Annotated in this window: 14 protein-coding genes; 6 read left to right on the top strand and 8 right to left on the bottom strand. The window is 34.7% G+C overall.

Annotation, left to right across the window (positions count from 1 at the left end):
* Window positions 1-139 precede the first annotated feature (139 nt).
* The 4 genes from glmS to HCX49_RS09070 all read left to right on the top strand — a co-directional run bounded on the left by glmS (window position 140) and on the right by HCX49_RS09070 (window position 8,244).
* Window positions 140-1,981, top strand: coding sequence for a glutamine--fructose-6-phosphate transaminase (isomerizing) (gene glmS / locus HCX49_RS09085; RefSeq protein WP_132773553.1), 1,842 nt, complete (start codon window positions 140-142; stop codon window positions 1,979-1,981).
* Between the two features lie 4 nt (window positions 1,982-1,985).
* Window positions 1,986-4,172 (top strand): DUF4954 family protein, encoded by a 2,187-nt coding sequence (locus tag HCX49_RS09080; RefSeq protein ID WP_132773555.1) that lies wholly within the window; start codon window positions 1,986-1,988, stop codon window positions 4,170-4,172.
* 176 nt (window positions 4,173-4,348) lie between these two features.
* A complete protein-coding gene (locus HCX49_RS09075) occupies window positions 4,349-6,352 on the top strand; it encodes a DUF3857 domain-containing protein (RefSeq protein WP_168126868.1) in 2,004 nt (667 codons plus the stop codon).
* Entirely contained in the window at window positions 6,352-8,244 is a 1,893-nt protein-coding gene (locus tag HCX49_RS09070) for a DUF3857 domain-containing protein (RefSeq protein WP_132773559.1), read from the top strand. Before HCX49_RS09075 ends, HCX49_RS09070 begins: the two co-directional genes overlap by 1 nt.
* 153 nt (window positions 8,245-8,397) lie before the next feature.
* Here HCX49_RS09070 and HCX49_RS09065 read toward each other — a convergent pair whose 3' ends face one another.
* Together HCX49_RS09065 and HCX49_RS09060 are read right to left on the bottom strand one after the other, a co-directional pair.
* Window positions 8,398-8,670, bottom strand: a complete 273-nt coding sequence (locus HCX49_RS09065; RefSeq protein WP_132773561.1) for a hypothetical protein — start codon at window positions 8,668-8,670, stop codon at window positions 8,398-8,400.
* Between the two features lie 128 nt (window positions 8,671-8,798).
* Entirely contained in the window at window positions 8,799-9,638 is an 840-nt protein-coding gene (locus HCX49_RS09060) for an aldo/keto reductase (RefSeq protein WP_168126867.1), read from the bottom strand.
* A 130-nt stretch (window positions 9,639-9,768) separates the two neighbouring features.
* Here HCX49_RS09060 and HCX49_RS09055 point away from each other — a divergent pair, with 130 nt between their 5' ends.
* Window positions 9,769-10,413, top strand: a complete 645-nt coding sequence (locus HCX49_RS09055; RefSeq protein ID WP_132773565.1) for an NAD(P)H-binding protein — start codon at window positions 9,769-9,771, stop codon at window positions 10,411-10,413.
* Between the two features lie 245 nt (window positions 10,414-10,658).
* Window positions 10,659-12,872 carry an NADP-dependent isocitrate dehydrogenase gene (locus HCX49_RS09050; RefSeq protein ID WP_168126866.1) on the top strand — a complete coding sequence of 738 codons (2,214 nt, stop codon included), beginning with the start codon at window positions 10,659-10,661 and terminating at the stop codon, window positions 12,870-12,872.
* 82 nt (window positions 12,873-12,954) lie between these two features.
* Here the strand turns inward: HCX49_RS09050 and HCX49_RS09045 are convergent, their stop codons facing one another.
* The 6 genes from HCX49_RS09045 to HCX49_RS09020 form a co-directional block, all read right to left on the bottom strand.
* Complete coding sequence (locus HCX49_RS09045) at window positions 12,955-13,176, bottom strand: hypothetical protein (protein WP_132773569.1); 222 nt, start codon at window positions 13,174-13,176, stop codon at window positions 12,955-12,957.
* Window positions 13,177-13,278: 102 nt separating this feature from the next.
* The gene (locus tag HCX49_RS09040; RefSeq protein ID WP_168126865.1) at window positions 13,279-13,719 is read right to left on the bottom strand and encodes a MepB family protein; all 441 of its coding nucleotides are present in this window, start codon (window positions 13,717-13,719) and stop codon (window positions 13,279-13,281) included.
* Between the two features lie 322 nt (window positions 13,720-14,041).
* Window positions 14,042-15,307, bottom strand: a complete 1,266-nt coding sequence (locus HCX49_RS09035; RefSeq protein WP_168126864.1) for a hypothetical protein — start codon at window positions 15,305-15,307, stop codon at window positions 14,042-14,044.
* Between the two features lie 6 nt (window positions 15,308-15,313).
* A complete protein-coding gene (locus HCX49_RS09030) occupies window positions 15,314-17,326 on the bottom strand; it encodes a hypothetical protein (RefSeq protein ID WP_132773574.1) in 2,013 nt (670 codons plus the stop codon).
* Between the two features lie 4 nt (window positions 17,327-17,330).
* The gene (locus HCX49_RS09025) at window positions 17,331-18,017 is read right to left on the bottom strand and encodes a hypothetical protein (RefSeq protein WP_031288690.1); all 687 of its coding nucleotides are present in this window, start codon (window positions 18,015-18,017) and stop codon (window positions 17,331-17,333) included.
* A gap of 171 nt (window positions 18,018-18,188) precedes the next feature.
* Window positions 18,189-18,818 (bottom strand): response regulator, encoded by a 630-nt coding sequence (locus tag HCX49_RS09020; protein ID WP_168126863.1) that lies wholly within the window; start codon window positions 18,816-18,818, stop codon window positions 18,189-18,191.
* Between the last annotated feature and the right edge of the window lies 1 nt (window position 18,819).

Raw genomic sequence — 18,819 nt, 5'->3', positions numbered from 1 at the left:
TGCAAGGCTTTCTTCTTTTGTTACTGTTCGTATTTAATTTATGTTAAATTTTGATAAAATTATTTCAAACAATCGATTGCATTTAAAAAAATGCTAATTTTGATTCAATTGTTTAAATTAATAACGTTAATAATAAATTATGTGTGGAATAGTTGGTTACACGGGTCCGCGTCAGGCATTTTCTATCGTGCTTGATGGACTTAAGAGATTAGAATATCGTGGATATGATAGTGCTGGTATAGCATTAGTTCAAGAAAACAAGCTCAATGTTTTTAAAAAAGCAGGTAAAGTAGCAAATTTGGAAACTGCCGTTTCTGGCCATGATGTTAGTTCACATACCGCTATTGGACATACCAGATGGGCTACACACGGTGAGCCTTCCGACAGAAATGCTCATCCACATTATACACCTGATGGTCAAATTGCCATGATTCATAATGGTATTATTGAAAACTATCTAACTATAAAAAATGAATTAATCAGTAAAGGGTATGAGTTTAAAAGCGATACAGATACCGAAGTTTTACTCTATTTTATTTCTGAAATTAAGAAAAATAATGCCTGTAGTTTAGAGGAAGCAGTACGTATTGCTTTAAAACGGGTTGTTGGTGCTTATGTTATTTTATTGATAGAACCGGAACATCCTGAAACTATCATTGCGGCACGTAAAGGAAGTCCATTGGTTATCGGTATTGGTAAAGGAGAGCATTTTCTTGGTTCCGATGCATCTCCAATGTTAGCATATACCAATGAGGTTGTGTATATCAATGATTACGAATTGGCCATTGTTAAACCTGATGAATTAATATTAAAAAATATAGGAAATGAGCGTGTTACACCTTATGTTCAAAAGTTAGATCTGGAATTGGCGGCGATTGAAAAAGGAGGCTATGATCACTTTATGCTCAAAGAAATTATAGAACAGCCGCAAGCTATTTTTGATTCAATGCGTGGACGTTTGGATTTAGATAAACTGACCATTACATTGAGCGGCATTGAGCAGTACGCAGAGCAGATTTGTAAAGCAAATCGAATAGTCATCGTCTCATGTGGTACAAGCTGGCATGCCGGATTAGTAGCTGAATATTTAATTGAGGAGCTTTGCCGGATCAATGTCGAAGTCGAGTATGCTTCAGAATTTCGATACCGAAATCCTATTGTAAATGAAGGAGATGTTATTTTAGCGATATCACAGAGCGGTGAAACAGCAGATACACTGGTTGCTTTAGAAAATGCGAAAAGCAAAGGAGCAATTATATTGGGTGTTGTGAATGTTGTAGGATCATCTATTGCAAGATTATCACACGCTGGTGCGTACACGCATGCTGGTCCAGAGATTGGAGTAGCAAGTACAAAAGCATTCACTGCGCAGTTAACAGTTCTTGAATTAATCGCAATTAAAATAGCGCATATTAAAAAAACAATTGATGAGCACCAATATGCACATCTTTTAAAAGAACTGAGTGCAGTTCCAGATAAAGTACAAACGATTTTAGATACGCAACTTCCAAAAATCAGAGAAATAGCTCGTAAATATAAGGACGCAAGAGATTTTCTATATTTAGGTAGAGGATATAATTTCCCTATTGCATTAGAAGGAGCCTTAAAACTAAAGGAAATTACGTATATCCATGCAGAAGGGTATCCGGCAGCAGAGATGAAGCACGGACCTATTGCATTAGTAGATGAAAATCTTCCAGTAGTATTTGTGGCTACCAAGGACCGCTATCATGAGAAAATTGTGAGTAATATTCAGGAAGTGAAGGCCAGAAAAGGTCGTATTATAGCGGTTATTACTGAGGGAGATGAAGTATCAAAAGGGTTGGCGGAAGATTATATCGAAATTCCGGATGCTGATGAAATTGTAGCACCTATTTTATCCGTTATTCCATTGCAATTATTATCATACTATATGGGCGTTGAACGTAATCAAGATGTTGACAAACCTCGTAATCTAGCCAAATCTGTGACTGTTGAATAAAAATATGAGTCAAATAAAAAAAGGTAGCATCACTCGATTAGGTTTTGATTTTATTCCACAGGTATTTATACCAAAAGGGAAAGATGAAAATCATCATCGTTTTGAACAAAATCCACGTTCAGATTATAGGAATTTGACAGTAGAAGAAATCGTCATTCTTATCGAAAATGGTAATAGGGCAGATAATTGGGAGAATATCTTGGTAAGTGAATCATTTATCCCTTATCAAATTAGACAGAGTAATTTCTTTGGGCTGGTTCGAATTGGTCATATGGCACCAACCTATTTAGAATATCGTAATCTTAAACTGGAATCAGGTATTTATAATAGCACTATTGTAAGTTCTGATTTGGGTGATTACGTGGCTATACACCATGTCCGTTATATGTCTCATTTCATTATTGGTAACGATGTTATATTAAGTAACATCAGCGAAATGGAGACGAGTAGTACTGCTAAATTTGGAAATGGAGTTTTACGAGAAGGGGAGGCCGAAGATCTACGGATAGCATTGGAGCTATGTAACGAAAATGGGGTGCGCTCTATTCTTCCTTTTGATGGGATGCAAGCAGCGGATGCTTATTTGTGGACACGAAATAGGCAAGATACTGTTTTGCAGCATAGATTTAAGGAGCTGACTGAAAAGAGATTTTCCACAGTACGAGGCACCTATAGTATGATTGGCGATCGCTGTATCATTAAAAATTCGCAGAATATAAAAAATGTGCAAATTGGTTCAGATGCATATATTAAAGGAATCAATAAACTGAAAAATCTTACCATTAATTCTTCGCCCGAAGCATTTACACAAATCGGTGAAGGTTGTGAATTGGTCAATGGAATTGTCGGATATGGATGCCGTATATTCTACGGAGTTAAAGCTGTAAGGTTTATTTTGTCGTCTTTTTCACAATTGAAATATGGCGCTCGTCTTATAAATTCTTTTTTAGGAGATAACTCAACTATTTCGTGTTGCGAAGTTCTAAATTCTTTAATCTTTCCTGCACATGAGCAACATCATAACAATTCTTTCTTATGCGCGGCAACGATCATGGGGCAGAGCAATATGGCTGCAGGTGCGACAGTTGGTTCGAATCATAATTCTAGAGCTGCAGATGGCGAAATTATTGCAGGAAGAGGATTCTGGCCAGGCCTATGTGTTAGTTTAAAGCATAATTCAAGATTTGCATCTTATACACTTCTAGTTAAGGGTGATTTTCCATATGAAATGGATATTCCGATTCCATTTTCTTTAGTCAACAATGATGTTAAAAACGATAAATTAATGATCATACCTGGTTATTGGTTTATGTATAATATGTATGCGCTTGTTCGTAATGCAAATAAATATGAAAGTAGAGATAAACGTTTATTGAAAAATCAATATTTAGAGTATGATATGCTTGCTCCAGATACGATCAATGAGCTTTTCAATTCCTTGCGCATTATTGAATTGGCAGTTGGTTCTAAAATTGATGCAGATAGCAATTTGCTCACCAAAGAAGAAATTATTCGAGCAGGTAGAGCAAAATTGACTGGACCGCTAGATCAGATACCTACATCAGTTCTTGTAAAAGGATTTGAACATTCGAAAAGGAAAGTGGAATTGGTCAAAATTGGCACTGCTTATCCACTTTTTAAGCGTTTTATCCAATACTACGGAACCATTCATATGATTGACTTTTTAGAAACTCATAGCTTTGAAGAGTTGAAAAATGAGATGACAAATAGTCAACGCCTAGAGTGGGAAAATATCGGTGGGCAATTGATAGAAAAAAATGCTATTGATCAATTGCTTCGTGAAATTAAATCAGGCAAGATTGATGATTGGGAAGATATCCATAAATATTATCATGAATTGAGTCGATCTTACTTAGAAACAAAAAGGGCGCATGCATTTGCATCGTTACTCGAAATTACAGACGTAACATCGGAATCTATATCGGTTGAAATTGTGCAAGCTTGGCTGAAAGAAGCGATCTCGCATCGAACATGGATGGTTGATGAAATTTACGCAAGTAGGGCGAAAGATTACGAGAATCCTTTTCGAAATATGGTATACAACAGTGAAGAGGAACGTGATTTGGTTGTTGGCAAGTTATCTGAGAATAGTTTTATTTTGCAGCAACGTGACGAGCTCAATGGCTTTATAAAATGTGCCCATAAATTAATTTCAAAACTGTCGAATTAGACGATAATATAAAAACAAAAAATAAATCTTTCAAAATAGAACAATAGATGGTTGATAAATATTTTATGTAGTTATATTATTCATATTTTCAGGAAACAATTTAAGTTTAAAACGATATTTAATAGCTATTAAATATCGTTTTATTATTTATATTTGCATGACCAATTATAAATAAAATGCCATATAAAAAAGTATTATTAGTTTTTCTGATGTTATTTACCATCAGTCACTATCAGGTTTATGCACAAAAAAAAGAAAAAATCGAATATAAGTTTGGCAAAATTCAACCTGAAGAATTTTCAATTATGCCATCAGGTGCAGACTCTGCCGCTTCAGCCATTAAATTGTTTGACATCGGTAACTGTTATTTTGAATTAAGTCCTGCTTCAAAATCATTTGTCTATGTATATGAAAGACACGTGCGTTATAAAATCATTAATAAAAATGGGTATGATTACGCAAATCATACTATTGGATTGTATAAAAGTAATTCACAGTCCAAGGAAACGTTAGATAATATGAGCGCAGCTACCTATAATATGGTGGATGGTGTCATGAAAACAGACAAAATTGATAAAGATTCAAAATTTACGGAAGAAGTAAATAAGAATGTTATCCAGAAAAAATTTACACTACCTAATGTAAAAGAAGGATCTATAATTGAATATAAGTATAAGATTAAATCGGATTTCATTTTTAATCTTCGCGGATGGAGTTTCCAAAGTGAAATTCCGACCCGTTGGTCCGAATTTACAGTAACTATTCCAGAGTATTTTGATTATAAATTCAGTAGAAATGGATATTATGATATTGCACATCCTATGCACGAAACCGTTAATGCAAGTTACGTTTCCGGTGTTCAATCTGCTGCGATTCGTGATCGCTTTGTGGCAGAAAATATGCCCGCTTTGAAGGACGAACCTTTTATTTCAAGCCTAGATGATTATCGACCTTCTATAGATTTTGAACTTCGATCCACCAATTTCCCTGGACAGTTTTTTGTTGATTATACAGGATCATGGCCAAAGATTATCAGTTCTTTGCTAGAAGATGAAAATTTTGGACGTTATATAGAGAAAACAAGCTTCGCTAAAAATAATTTGAAATCTATCATTAAAGCTGAAAACGATTCTTTGGCAAATGCGAAATCAATTTTTAAATATGTTAAGGATAATCTTAAGTGGAATGAGAAGTACAATTTTTATAGTACGGAAACAAATCCCAAAACAATTTTTGAGAAAAAAACAGGAAATTCAGCCGATTTAAATTTGGTGCTGATCAACTTTCTGAAAGAAGCGAATTACAGTGTTTATCCAGTGTTAATTAGTACACGTTCCAATGGGAAACATCCTGGATACCCAATCATAAGTAAATTTGATAATGTTGTGGCTGCGGTAGAAATTGGAGGCAAATCATACTTTCTCGATGCAACGGTTAAGGACATGCCATTTGGAATGATGAATTATCAAAATTTAAATCATGAGGGTTTTTTGATCAATGTTGGTGAAAAAAGTGGTGGGTGGATCAGCACTGAAACGCTTTTCGGAGATGAGAGCATGCATGTGTATAATCTCGTGTTAGATAAAGAAAACCGATTAAAAGGTAGTGTAACCAATTATTTCAATGGATATGCCGGTTTAAGTGCTCGCAACAGCTACAGGACTGCCATCAATGAAGAAGATTATATCAAGAACCTGAAAAAAAATAAAACGGGATTAGAGCTTAATAACTTCAAGATCTTAAATCTGGATAGTCTAGATGATCGATTGATTGAAACGATGGATGTTGAGATAGAAGATAATGTGGAAGAAGCTGGAGATCTGGTTTATTTCACACCTTTACTTTTCGAACGAACAAAGGAAAACCCATTGAAACATGAGGAAAGACTTTTTCCTGTAGATTTCGCTCATCCGATACTTGAAAATTGCCGGGTAGTCATTAATTTTCCTGAAGATTATCAGATTGATAAACTTCCTAAGGGCGGCATTTTTAAACTTCCTGAAGATGTCGGCTCCTTTTCGATATCGTATTTAATCGATGGCCAGACACTTCTAATAAAAAGTGCTATTCATATCAATAAGTCGATGTACAGTTCAGAAGAGTATTTCTATCTTAAAGAACTTTTCGCCGCTATTGTAGAGAAGCAAGCAGAAAAAATTGTATTTAAAAAGAAGGTATAATGAAGTATACATTGGGTTTAATGGCATTGCTGTTTTTTTCTCACGGTAATGCACAGACAAATTGGGATGTGGCAAATATCCACGAAGCGCTTAAAAAAGATGCCACTATTGTTATTAGAAATGAAGAACAGTTCCTCGATATTAAAGGCATCAATGCTGCAAAGTATGATTATAAAATAACTGCAACCATTTTTAGCAAAGCAGGTGATGACTTTGCTGCAATGGAAGAAGTTTACGATAAGTTTTCTACTATTTATAATATAAAAGCGGTTTTGTATGATGCCACCGGTAAGAAGATTAAGGAATATAAATCCTCTGATATAAAAGATCAAAGCTTGATATCTGGTTTTTCAATATTTGAGGACAATAGGCTAAAGAGTCTGAAATTTGTAAGTAATAGTTATCCGTATACCATTGAATATAGTTTTAGCCAAGATTTTAAAGGATTACTTTATTTTCCCCAGTGGCGCGATCTAAAAGATTTTGGTGTTTCCGTAGAAAAATCAAGTTATTGTATTCAAAAAGATAAAAATTATCAAATGAAATACCTCTCGAGTACAGGGTTAAAAGTTGATTCGACCAGTATTGGAGGTAAAATACGTTATAAATGGGAGAGTAGTCAAGTACCTGCTTTAGCTAAAGAACCGATGGCTATAGGGATTGATAATCTAAGTTCCTGGGTTAAAGCCTCTCCGAACTTATTTGAATATGATGGCTCTACCGGTAATTTTGATAACTGGAATAATTTTGGACAATGGATTTATAAGCTTAATGAGGGTGGAAATCAATTACCTGAAGCATTTAAAATCAAGATTCGGGATTTAACACAAGCAGCACGGACTCCAGAAGAAAAGATGCGCATCCTGTATCAATATCTGCAACAGAATACACGTTATGTCAGTGTGCAATTGGGTATTGGCGGATTTAGACCTGTATTGGCCGAGAAAGTAGCTACAGTTAATTATGGTGATTGTAAGGGGCTGTCCAATTTTATGAAAGCGATGCTGAATGAAGTGGGAATTAATTCACATTTAGTGATGATTGGAAATGGCAAACCTAGTTTAAACCCTCAATACTCAAGTATCGGGCAGGCTAATCATATGATATTAGCTGTACCGATAGGGAAGGACACTACCTTTCTGGAGTGCACGAGCCCTTATTATCCCATGGGATTTATTGGTTACGGAAACTCAAATAGAAACGTACTGTTAGTGACAGAAGCTGGTGGAAAACTTGTAAAGACGCCGGCTTATAATGCCTCACAAAACTATCAGGTGAGTAAAACAAAAATTAAATTTAACAATGAAAATGATATTGATGTATTGATCAACACATCATATGGTAATTCTCAATTTGAAGATAATTTACGAAAAACAGTTTTAGAACCAAGTGAACAGAAAAAAAGAGCATTAGAAAATAGCAATATTCCTATTGAAACATTTGGTTATTATAAATGTGATCAAAAAGATAAAACTAAACCGGAGTTAGTAGAGGAGTTATCATTTAAATCAAAACCATTATTAAGTAAGGGTGGTGATAAATATTTTCTGTTACTGAATCAAATGAATAGAAGGGAAGCTGTACCTATTAAGATTGCAGATCGAAAAACATTTTTTTCCGTTCCTTATGCGTATGAAGATAAAGATGAGATCGTTTTCGAATTGCCACAAGGCTATCAGATAGACTTTATTCCAAAAGATATTCTGATCGAATCAGATTTCGGTATTTACACGGCGACATTTGAAAAAAAAGATGGTCTTCTTATCTACAGCCGAACTCAGAAAATGAATGATAAAATATATCCACCAGAAAAATACAGTGAGTATGTTGATTTTTATAAAAAAATAGTTCAGGCAGATAAGCAGAAAGCTGTTATTACAAAAACGTTATAATTCATTTAAACTGATGTAATAAATTAAAAAGCTGTAAGGAAACTTTGATATCCTTACAGCTTTTTTGATATAAATACCTGGTTTTATATGTGATCAATAAATAATCTGAGCCCGTGTTGTCTGTGATTATCAATCAATTTTGATGCACGATAATTAATCATCCAAATCCGCCATGTAGATGTCATGTACGACAAATTTAACTTGTGCATTAGGTAATAGCATATCCATGACATCTTCCGAATCTATTGGATACAAAGTTTCACTATCTGCATCAAGCATTTCAGAATCAGGTATGAGCTCAAAGAATGTAATTCCATTGCTCTGTGATAATTCCTCCACTTTTATGCAGACAACATCTTGATTTTTCCAATTTGACCAGATGGTTTTATTGAACAGTTGATATGGATTTTTTTCTGAATTAGACATGTATGCAAACATAGTCAATCACATCTCTACAACAAAATTTATTCTTAAGTAAGAGTCCTGGTCACCTTGGTACAGATGTAAATTATACAAAAACAAGACCTGTGCAGCACTTTAAGTACAATTCTTTTTTAGAATGGTACCTCTGCTGGGTTGAGTCCTGAAAAACCTAAATCCCCCATATTTTTAATTAATGCTATATCTTCAGCAGTCAATTCAAAATTTGATAGGTCAAGATTTGCCTTGATATTGATCGGATTAGTAGATTTTGGTAACGGATTAATATCCTCCTGTAGTGCAAATTTAATGCAGATCTGGCCGACACTAACGTTATACTTTTGCGCTAACGAAAGCAATACTTCATTGTCAAGAATTCGACCTGATCCAAGAGGTGACCAAGCTTGTACCAAAATGTTGTTTTCTTTACAGTACGAAACTGTTTCTTCCTGTAAATACCCAGGGTGAAATTCCAGTTGATTGACAGCTGGTTTAATTTGTACTGTTTTCAAAAGGGTTTCAACATATTTCTTAGGAAAATTACTTAGACCAATAGCTTTGACTCTTTCATCAACATATAATTTTTCAAAAGCTCTCCAGGTATCAGCATTAATTTCTGCCCAATTTTCAAATTGTGCTTCATTAGCCGGCCAATGAATAAGGTATAAATCAACATAAGTTAAATTGAGTAAAGCTAGTGATTTTTCAAATGCAGTTAATGTGTTTTCATATCCACGGTCCGCGTTCCATAATTTTGTCGTAATAAAAAGATCATCACGATCAATTCCACTATCTTGAATGGCCTTTCCAACACTTTTTTCGTTACCATAAACGGCAGCAGTATCGATATGAATATAACCCGCATTTAATGCCTCAGCTACCGCATTATAGGCAGGCGCACCATCTTCGATTTGCCAGGTTCCGAAACCGATAGCAGGAATCTTAATCCCGTTGTTTAATGTATATGTAGTCATGTATTAAAGTTATTTGTAAATAATAAAACTAAAATTAACGATTCTAACAGGCAATCTCAGTTCCTCCGTTTATTTTAGTGAGAATTTGACAACATAATGAAATATGGAAACGAATCATTATATTTAATACATGGAAGCAATTGTTATTGGAGGAAGTGGAGCTACAGGAAGAGAACTGGTTAGGCTATTATTAGAAGATGTACGCTTCACTAAAGTCCGTGTATTAGTACGTAAAGCTTATTTTGAACAACATGATAAGTTAGAAGAGATTATTGTCGATTTTGACAAATTATCATCTTATCACCAAGTTATAAAAGGAGAAGTTGCATTTTCATGTCTCGGCACAACTTTAAAAGATGCAGGAAGTAAAGATGCACAATGGCATATAGATTACGATTATCCACTGGATTTTGCACAGCTAGCTTTCAACAATGGAGTATCCCATTTTGTTCTATTATCAGCAATAGGAGCAGATGCAAAATCCAGTATTTTCTATAATCGTATGAAAGGAAGTTTAGAAGAAGCAATCAAAAAAATTGGATTTAAACACCTTATGATATTGCAACCAGGCTTTATAGAAAGACCTAATTCAAATCGATTTGGAGAAAAGGTCGGACTGAAAGCAATTACTTTTTTTAATTCATTAGGTTTTTTTCGGCATTATGCGCCTATTAAAACGCATCAGCTCGCTCAAGCAATGATAGAAAGTGTTTTTTCATATGGATCAACCGTTCAAGTAATTTCATTAAAAGAAATGAGGGCACTAACTAAGTAATTAGATGTAGGCTGTAGCGCATATAGAATATAAGTGCACATGCATCTGAAAAGAAAGGTAATAGACAAATATAATTGTGTTTAATCCAGTCATGCCAACATTTTACTTTTAACCGTCATAATTCAACCTTTTGTAGCGATTTAAATTTCAATTTCCTATCTTTAGGCGAATTTTGAATCAGCCTCAGCGTTCGTTTTGAATTTCAATTTTGTTTAAGCAAATTAAAAGATTTCAATAAAAAAATTATGTCATCTAAAATCATTTACACCAAGACAGATGAAGCGCCATTGTTGGCGACTTACTCATTCTTACCTATTGTACAAGCATTCGCCAAAACAGCTGATATCGATGTTGAATTAAGAGATATTTCTCTTGCAGGTCGTATTTTAGCAAACTTTTCAGATGTATTAAGCGCAGATCAGAAAGTAGCTGATGCTTTAGCTGAATTAGGTCAGTTGGCAACAACTCCAGAGGCTAATATCATCAAATTACCAAATATTTCAGCTTCTATTCCGCAATTAAAAGGAGCAATTGCTGAATTGCAGGCAGCAGGTTATGCGATACCAAATTTCCCTGACAACCCAGAAACTGCAACAGAAACTGAAATTAAGGCAAAATATGCTAAAGTATTAGGTTCAGCTGTAAATCCAGTTTTACGTGAAGGAAACTCTGACCGTCGTGCTCCAAAAGCTGTTAAGAATTATGCTAAAGCAAACCCGCATTCAATGGGTGCTTGGTCGCCCGATTCTAAAACACGCGTAGCTTCAATGTCTCACGGTGATTTTTATGAGACTGAGCAATCAGTAACAGTAGAAAATGCAGGACAGTTCAAAATTGAATTTGTTAATGCAACGGGTGCTGCAACTGAATTAAAAGGCTTATCTCCATTAAAAGCAGGTGAAGTAATCGATTCATCAGTAATGAGCTTAAATGCATTGAAAGCTTTTGTTGCAGACACAATTGCAGCGGCTAAAGCGGAAGATGTTTTATTATCTGCTCATTTAAAAGCAACGATGATGAAGGTGTCAGATCCTATTATTTTTGGTGCTATCGTAGAGGTTTATTTTAAAGATGTATTTGCTAAATATGGTGAATTATTCAACTCTTTAGGTATCAATAAAAATAATGGTTTAGGTGAAGTATTTGCTAAAATCTCCGGCACTCCGCAAGAGGCAGAAGTTAAAGCAGCGATCGAATCAGCTATTGCTAATGGTCCAGATTTAGCAATGGTAAACTCTGATAAAGGTATTACAAACTTACATGTACCTTCAGATGTTATCGTTGATGCATCTATGCCAGCGATGATCCGTACTTCAGGACAGATGTGGAATAAAGAAGGAAAATCTCAAGATACCATCGCTATTATTCCAGATCGTTCTTATGCAGGAGTGTATGAAGCAACTATTGAAGATTGTAAAGAAAATGGGGCATTAGATCCTACAACGATGGGTTCAGTTCCCAATGTTGGTTTAATGGCTCAAAAAGCTGAAGAATATGGTTCACATGATAAAACTTTCCAAGCATCAGAAAACGGTTCGATCCGTGTTGTAGATGCAAATGGAAATGTTTTGATGGAACAAACCGTTGAAACTGGTGATATCTTCCGCATGTGTCAAACTAAAGACGCACCTATTCAAGACTGGGTAAAATTGGCGGTTAACCGCGCGCGTTTATCGGCTACACCTGCAGTATTCTGGTTAGATGAAAACCGTGCTCACGATAGAGAAATCATCAAAAAAGTTGAGAAATATTTAGGTGATTTTGATACAAATGGATTAGACATCTTTGTTATGAATCCTGTTGAGGCGACTAAATTTTCTTTAGACCGTATCCGCGAAGGATTAGATACAATTTCTGTAACGGGTAACGTATTACGTGATTATTTAACAGATTTATTTCCTATTTTAGAAGTTGGTACATCTGCAAAAATGCTTTCTATCGTTCCTTTAATGAATGGTGGAGGTTTATTTGAAACAGGTGCTGGTGGTTCTGCTCCAAAACATGTTGAACAATTCTTACAAGAAGGTTATTTACGTTGGGATTCTCTAGGTGAGTTTTTAGCTTTAGGAGCATCTTTAGAGCATTTGTCACAAACACAGAATAATGCGCAGGCATTAGTTTTGGCAGAAGCATTGGATGCTGCAACAGAAAAATTCTTAGCGAATGATAAATCTCCAGCACGTAAAGTAGGTCAAATCGATAACCGTGGTTCTCACTACTATTTGACAGCTTATTGGGCTGAAGCTTTAGCTGCACAAACAAAGGATAGCGTACTAGCAGCGAAGTTTGCACCTTTAGCTAAGTCATTAGCTGAAAATGAGGCTAAGATCAACGAAGAGTTGATTGGTGCTCAAGGTAAAGCACAAAACATTGGTGGTTATTATTTCCCTAATGATGATTTGGCTACAGCCGCTATGCGTCCTTCGCAAACATTAAATAATGCAATCGCTTCTTTATAGTAGTGATTTTATAAATAAAAGGGCTCCATTCATCGTGAATGGAGCCCTTTTATTTATAAAAATTATAAAGTATTATGGAATACTAATTTTTGTTCTTCATTAAATTCATTTCGAGTATAACCTGTTCTAAGGTCTCTTCATTAACAATAGGTATATGTTGTATTTTTACCATACTTTGCAGTTTTGTATCATTGTCGAGTAAATGAAAATTAGATCTCACAAAAGGATGAGCATTTGGTTTTTTAGAATCCTTATTTTCATTCATAATGGAATGATTTCTATTTTTATTTCGAAATGGATGCATAATGATTCGATTATGTCTGTAATTGGTATTTACAATTTACATAAAATAAATGAAAAGTACAATAGATTGGAATCTTGAAAATAATTTTTTAAAATTACCCCATCATAAGGTTAATAGTTGTTTAGCTTTTTTTAAGTCAACTTCTTCACCTGCAAGAATCTCTATAAAGTATAATTTTTGCCAAAGTTGTGTTTGTTTAGCCTGTTTATTCTCGGCGATATCCCAATTTGGATAGACTCTAAAACCTCGTTTACCAGCTTTACATTCACCTCTCAAGATACCATGTTTTAACAGAATGCTTCTAGGGAATATAAACAATCCAAAATCATTATCTTTTCGGGTAGCTATTATATAAAAATCAATAGGGTTACTGCCTGCATACGGAGTCGTAATTCCAGCTGCATCCCTATACCATAAGGTAACGAATTGACCAATCTTTTTAGGTGTTATCTTGGCTTTCCTATACTTAATTTTCAAATGGTCTAGATCAAAATTTTGAGCATCATATTCTTGACTTTCTCGTTCATATTTTCTATGTGCCATTGTTAATCCACAGGGCTGAAAAATAAATGTATTGATGAGCTGAATCTCCGTAGGGGTAAGGGTAATATCTTGCAATGTGATGTATATAATAATTTAAAAAGCTTATTTATATGAAACGGATTATGCATTTGAAGAATTGCTTGAACATGGTAAGCAGTTTCAAACTTTGTTAAAACTTGTATTGTTGCAAATATAAAGAGACTTGTGCAGATCTTTTTAAAGCGAGTGATATTAGCATAGTATATAACCTTAGATATAACAAAAAACAGACAGTATTTTTAAGTACTGTCTGTTTTCATGAAACCAAATATGACTATTAGTATTAGTAGGTGATTTCTCCCTTTATAGCAAGTTTATTTTTATCCATAAGAGTAGTTGTCATTGTAGCGCTGACTTTGCTCTGTTTTAATTTACTAAACGGATATATTGTCCACTTTTCTGGCCATGCATTAAAATCAATAAAGAAGTAAAAAGGGTGTTGAGTTCTTTCATTTTGAATCCGATCAGGAGATCGTTCAGAAGTTGTATTTAACAAGTATGAATCGATATGTGCTTTATGAAATTGATAAAACATTTTTCCAGGAAGGGACGCAGCTAATGGCTCGTTATATTTCCAGGTATGTACAATATAAGGAACAGCAATCTCTGTTACTTTTATTTCTTCTATAGCATTAAAATCATCATCATATGCATATGCAATCGAGGTATCTTTTTGGATGACACTATCGGTTTTAATCTCTAAATCCAAATAATTAGCATAATTCTTCTTTAACTGTTCCTGATTGAATCCTGTATACTTGCTCATAATCTGGGATAACAAAGGAAGATCATTTAGCGACAATAAACTCCATAAGGTAACAATTTGATTAGCTGTATCTATCTTTCTTACCTGAAGGTTCTGTTCTATACTTTCAGATAACAACCACTGTCCAGTAATGTCTGTCTTATGTTTCGTAACAGTAGCTTCAGCCATTAAACTTCTGTCTTTTAGGGCATAACCAATATGTTTTTTGGTCAAAGCATGTTCAAAGCCTTTAAAAGAACCGATCTGTACCCATGCATCCTGATTTTTTAACAGTGCATGGAGCTCACTAAAATCCGAATTAGGATCAAGTCCAATCGAATAAACAAGATGATTATGATCAAACAGTACTTTAATATGTTTTGCTATATTAACACTGACAATACCTTGTTTTTTATCTACAAAATTAATTGCCTTCGGATATTGGTTTGCAAAAAAAGAAAAACAATCATCATAGTTCGATACAGCTAATATTCCGCAGAATTGATTTTTCTGTGTATCATTACTAAATAAAAACAGACGGGCTGGAATAGATATTCCTGAATTCCATACGATTTTTTTTATCAAGTCTTCACCACCTTCTATTCCTGTAGAACGGGTATCAAAGCTCAAGAGCTGAGATACATTATCCAACACTAAGTCATCAACAGCAATGGAGAGAATACTGGTACTTGATTGACTGACATATTGTTTTTCAATCCTATTTTTACGGACAGTATAAGTCACCCATAGGAACGATATAAGTATAAGTAATAGCGAGCAGATGATAATTGTAATCCTTTTCATGTACAATTAATTAGCGATTTTACTATCCATGTTCTGCATGATATGTTTTAAAATATACTGTAATGCATTTTTATCCTCTTTTGGCAATTCTATAGAAAGTTCACCAGAGAATTGACGATTTTTTAACGTACTTCCTTTTAATTGAATATCGCCGTAAGTCGATAGGTCTTTCATTGTTTGTTGCAATGAAGCAGTTACTGGTACTTCTAGTTTATGGACTACTTCAGGAATAGCATTTGCGTGAACAACCAAATTGAATGGGTTAGCAAGTAAATCCTTTTTCACTTTTGCATTTTTAGTACCTTTAAAACGGTTTTGTTCAATAGAAGTTAATTGTTGTACATCACTACCCACAAATACAAGATCTTCCTTGAAAAGGATATAGATTGGTTTTATATTTTTCTGCTCAGCAATTTTGTAAATACCATTTTCCAAAGTTACTTCTTGTTTTTTTACAGCGAAGTCAAGTGTACGTTTATACAATCTTTGATCTTGAGAAGTAAACATCCATAAGAAATTAGGTACATACTCATCTTTCATTTTCGTAATTTCTTTGTAATTGTAATCATCATCATACTCATAGGTTACATACTCTTTATTAACCTTTTGAAGATCATTTAAGAAAAAAGCATGGTCACCTTTCATCACTTTACCGATTGCTTTCTCATCTAGTGCAATTTCTAAAGCTGTAGCGCCAATGGTGACAACGTCACTATATTCGCCTGCAATGGGAGCATACCAACGATTCACAAGGGCTGGCAGTTGTTTTAGATAAGCTTCCGTATTAATATTTACGGCCGCATATGCCAAATGGTTTTCAGGGATATATTTTGCAAATTTCTTGTTGATTTTACCATTGTACAACGGTTTGAAAATCTTTGCCATTTCAGCATCGACTCCCAAAGTTCCAGTAAACTTAATCGTATGCTGATCCTGGATTAAATCAAATGTACCTTCCTCATATCCATATTTAAATTTATCCATATCAATACCATAGGCCAATTTTAACACATCATAAGGCAATGCACCTTGATATAATTTATCTACATTGGGCACCCAGAGACGAATCAGATGTTTGTTATCTGTTAATTTGATCGCTTTATTGTTTGCCATGTTGCTCTTAGGATCTAAGTAGCCATTAAAGTCATTTGCAAGCCATGTTCCAAATAATTTATTTTTAATAGAATCATTTTTAGCTTCTCGAGCTTGATTTAGAAGATAAAGTGAGTCCGACTCCAAATCGTAAGCCTCTACTGTGTCTACTGAATCATCCCATTGATCTGCGGATATGGCTATAGTCGAATCAACAACAGCTTCAACGGCCTCCATTTCAGCTTCGCTTATTTCTTCTAATACGTTCACGGTATCAGGTAAAATTTCCTCTTCACTCTCAAAAGTTTCTTCTTCCATAGCCTCCACAGCTTCTTCAGCAGCAGCTGTAGCTGCGGTTGCCGCATCACCTAATGCTTCATTATAGGTCCAGGTGTCCGTCGCATAAGAGCCAAGATCTAAGCCGTAACGGTCTGCTACATCTTTCATTTGAAAATACTGACTGTGTACATCACCTGTGAGAATAAACATTGTTTCTGAATTCCAGGCAACCTGTGTTTTACCATCTTTGGAAACTCTTCTTTCATATCCATTATATATTGGAAGAACTTCATATTGTGAAAACATATGTTGTTTGACCTGATGGTTTGCTTTCAGGGGAAGTAAAATTCCAATGTAGTGTAAACTATCGGTATTTGCACGGTAAACATAAGCCTGTTTATCTAGATTAAAGTCCAGCTCTTTTAGGTTTTTGATTGGAAAATCCATGTTTTTGGCCTGTTCAAATGCACCTAGTTTAGTTAGTGTTTCGTTTAGCAGTTCCATAGAACTTTGTTCTACGATAGCTTTATTATTAATAGAAACAACAAAGTCGGCATGAGCCGGTATTTTGCTGGTCAGTTCTTGAGCTGTAGCCTCCATTCCTGCAAAAGCAGATAATGCTAACAAGGGTAAGAATTTAATATTCATGTAGTTATTTGTTATTTAAAGTGATGGTATTGGCTAATGAAACTTTGCCACTAGCAAGATCTGTAGCCTTTAACTTAAGTAGAACAGCTTTTGCAGAACTGGATATTTTTGCTGAAGCATGTTTTTGTGATTTGACCGTTTTATCAAAACGTATAATCTGTGTGTAAAAGGCATCATTAAAATATTTGCGGTCAGTTTCAGATATACGGGCATACTCTTTACTTAAAGTAGGAGAGTGTGTATATGTTCTGGTAAAGGTTCCAGTTTTAGCATCGTAGGAATAATTATTATTATTACCTAGGGCACTTTTAAAATGAGTTCCAAGCGCTTTACTAAAATTATTCAGAGCATTTACGGAAGCGAAATTGCAGGAGACAGTTGCAATATAATTGTTAAAATCTAAATTATATTGCACCTGACTTATACCTGGGGTGTTTTTTAAAATACGGATCATGTCCTCGGTTTCACTCTTTATCTTCTCTTTTGTCGGAATTTGAATGCCATTTACACTTTTTAATTTCATCAGAGAGGCCACTTTAGTACTACTTTTACTAAGGTTGAGTGTAGCTTTAATACTGCCAGAACCATTGGCATTTAGATTGATATCTTCGATAAAGTCAAAGCAACTTGTCAATAAACTGCAACAGCAGATTAAGATTATTAATCGCGAAAACGACTTAAGTTTTATCATTTTTTATTGTTTTAAAGGATTTGCTATTATTCCTGCTAATTACCGTGCCATCATCGTACGGCATCAGATTTTCTTTCTAGGTTCTTAGCAATTTTACGTCTACTCAAAGCTAGAGATTAGAAGCAATTTCTACAATCCCCGAAACTAGTGGTTTTACCAATCAAAGTTCTACTATTGACGAATCAATCCATATTCTAACGCTAATTTAATTGCAGAACTAAGATTTTTTGCGTCAAATTTCTCAATCAAATTTTTACGGTGACTTTCCACAGTATGCGGACTAATAAATAGTTTTTCTGCGATTTGCCCCGTTGTTAATCCCAAAGATGCCTCAGTTAGTACTTCCCTTTCCCTACGGGTCAATTTTGGAACACTTTTGAGTTCATCTTTTGATTTTCTTTCAACAATATTTTTGGTTTGAGAACATAGAAATTTGTTTCCTTTTATAACCTGTTCAACTCCGGCAACAATCTCTTCCACAGAAGCATTTTTTTGAATATAACCTTGGGCCCCCTCTTGCAGTACACTATTGATAACAGCATATTCGTTATGTACACTGATTACTATAATACGCATTTGAGGATACTTGGACCGTAACGGTTTGATCAGCTCAATACTATTGGCATCAGGAAGATTAATATCCAGTAAAAGCACATCAACAGGCCCATCCGAAAGCGCTTTATGCATGGTTGATGCATCAGGATAACAACCCACTACTTCTAACATATCTTCCTTAGAAAGGATATTTTTCAATCCTTCCGAAAGCAAAGGATGATCATCTGTAATTGCTATTTTAATCATT

Origin of the sequence: Sphingobacterium sp. B16(2022), assembly GCF_012030425.1 — a bacterium.
Lineage (GTDB): Bacteria > Bacteroidota > Bacteroidia > Sphingobacteriales > Sphingobacteriaceae > Sphingobacterium > Sphingobacterium anhuiense.
This window is presented reverse-complemented; position numbering and strand designations above follow the sequence as displayed.

What these genes read in the sequence shown, in the direction of transcription:
- glmS (WP_132773553.1), top strand. Translation starts at nt 140, where the DNA reads ATGTGTGGAATAGTTGGTTACACGGGTCCGCGTCAGGCATTTTCTATC.
- HCX49_RS09080 (WP_132773555.1), top strand. Translation starts at nt 1,986, where the DNA reads ATGAGTCAAATAAAAAAAGGTAGCATCACTCGATTAGGTTTTGATTTT.
- HCX49_RS09075 (WP_168126868.1), top strand. Translation starts at nt 4,349, where the DNA reads ATGCCATATAAAAAAGTATTATTAGTTTTTCTGATGTTATTTACCATC.
- HCX49_RS09070 (WP_132773559.1), top strand. Translation starts at nt 6,352, where the DNA reads ATGAAGTATACATTGGGTTTAATGGCATTGCTGTTTTTTTCTCACGGT.
- HCX49_RS09065 (WP_132773561.1), bottom strand. Translation starts at nt 8,670, where the DNA reads ATGTCTAATTCAGAAAAAAATCCATATCAACTGTTCAATAAAACCATC.
- HCX49_RS09060 (WP_168126867.1), bottom strand. Translation starts at nt 9,638, where the DNA reads ATGACTACATATACATTAAACAACGGGATTAAGATTCCTGCTATCGGT.
- HCX49_RS09055 (WP_132773565.1), top strand. Translation starts at nt 9,769, where the DNA reads ATGGAAGCAATTGTTATTGGAGGAAGTGGAGCTACAGGAAGAGAACTG.
- HCX49_RS09050 (WP_168126866.1), top strand. Translation starts at nt 10,659, where the DNA reads ATGTCATCTAAAATCATTTACACCAAGACAGATGAAGCGCCATTGTTG.
- HCX49_RS09045 (WP_132773569.1), bottom strand. Translation starts at nt 13,176, where the DNA reads ATGCATCCATTTCGAAATAAAAATAGAAATCATTCCATTATGAATGAA.
- HCX49_RS09040 (WP_168126865.1), bottom strand. Translation starts at nt 13,719, where the DNA reads ATGGCACATAGAAAATATGAACGAGAAAGTCAAGAATATGATGCTCAA.
- HCX49_RS09035 (WP_168126864.1), bottom strand. Translation starts at nt 15,307, where the DNA reads ATGAAAAGGATTACAATTATCATCTGCTCGCTATTACTTATACTTATA.
- HCX49_RS09030 (WP_132773574.1), bottom strand. Translation starts at nt 17,326, where the DNA reads ATGAATATTAAATTCTTACCCTTGTTAGCATTATCTGCTTTTGCAGGA.
- HCX49_RS09025 (WP_031288690.1), bottom strand. Translation starts at nt 18,017, where the DNA reads ATGATAAAACTTAAGTCGTTTTCGCGATTAATAATCTTAATCTGCTGT.
- HCX49_RS09020 (WP_168126863.1), bottom strand. Translation starts at nt 18,818, where the DNA reads ATGATTAAAATAGCAATTACAGATGATCATCCTTTGCTTTCGGAAGGA.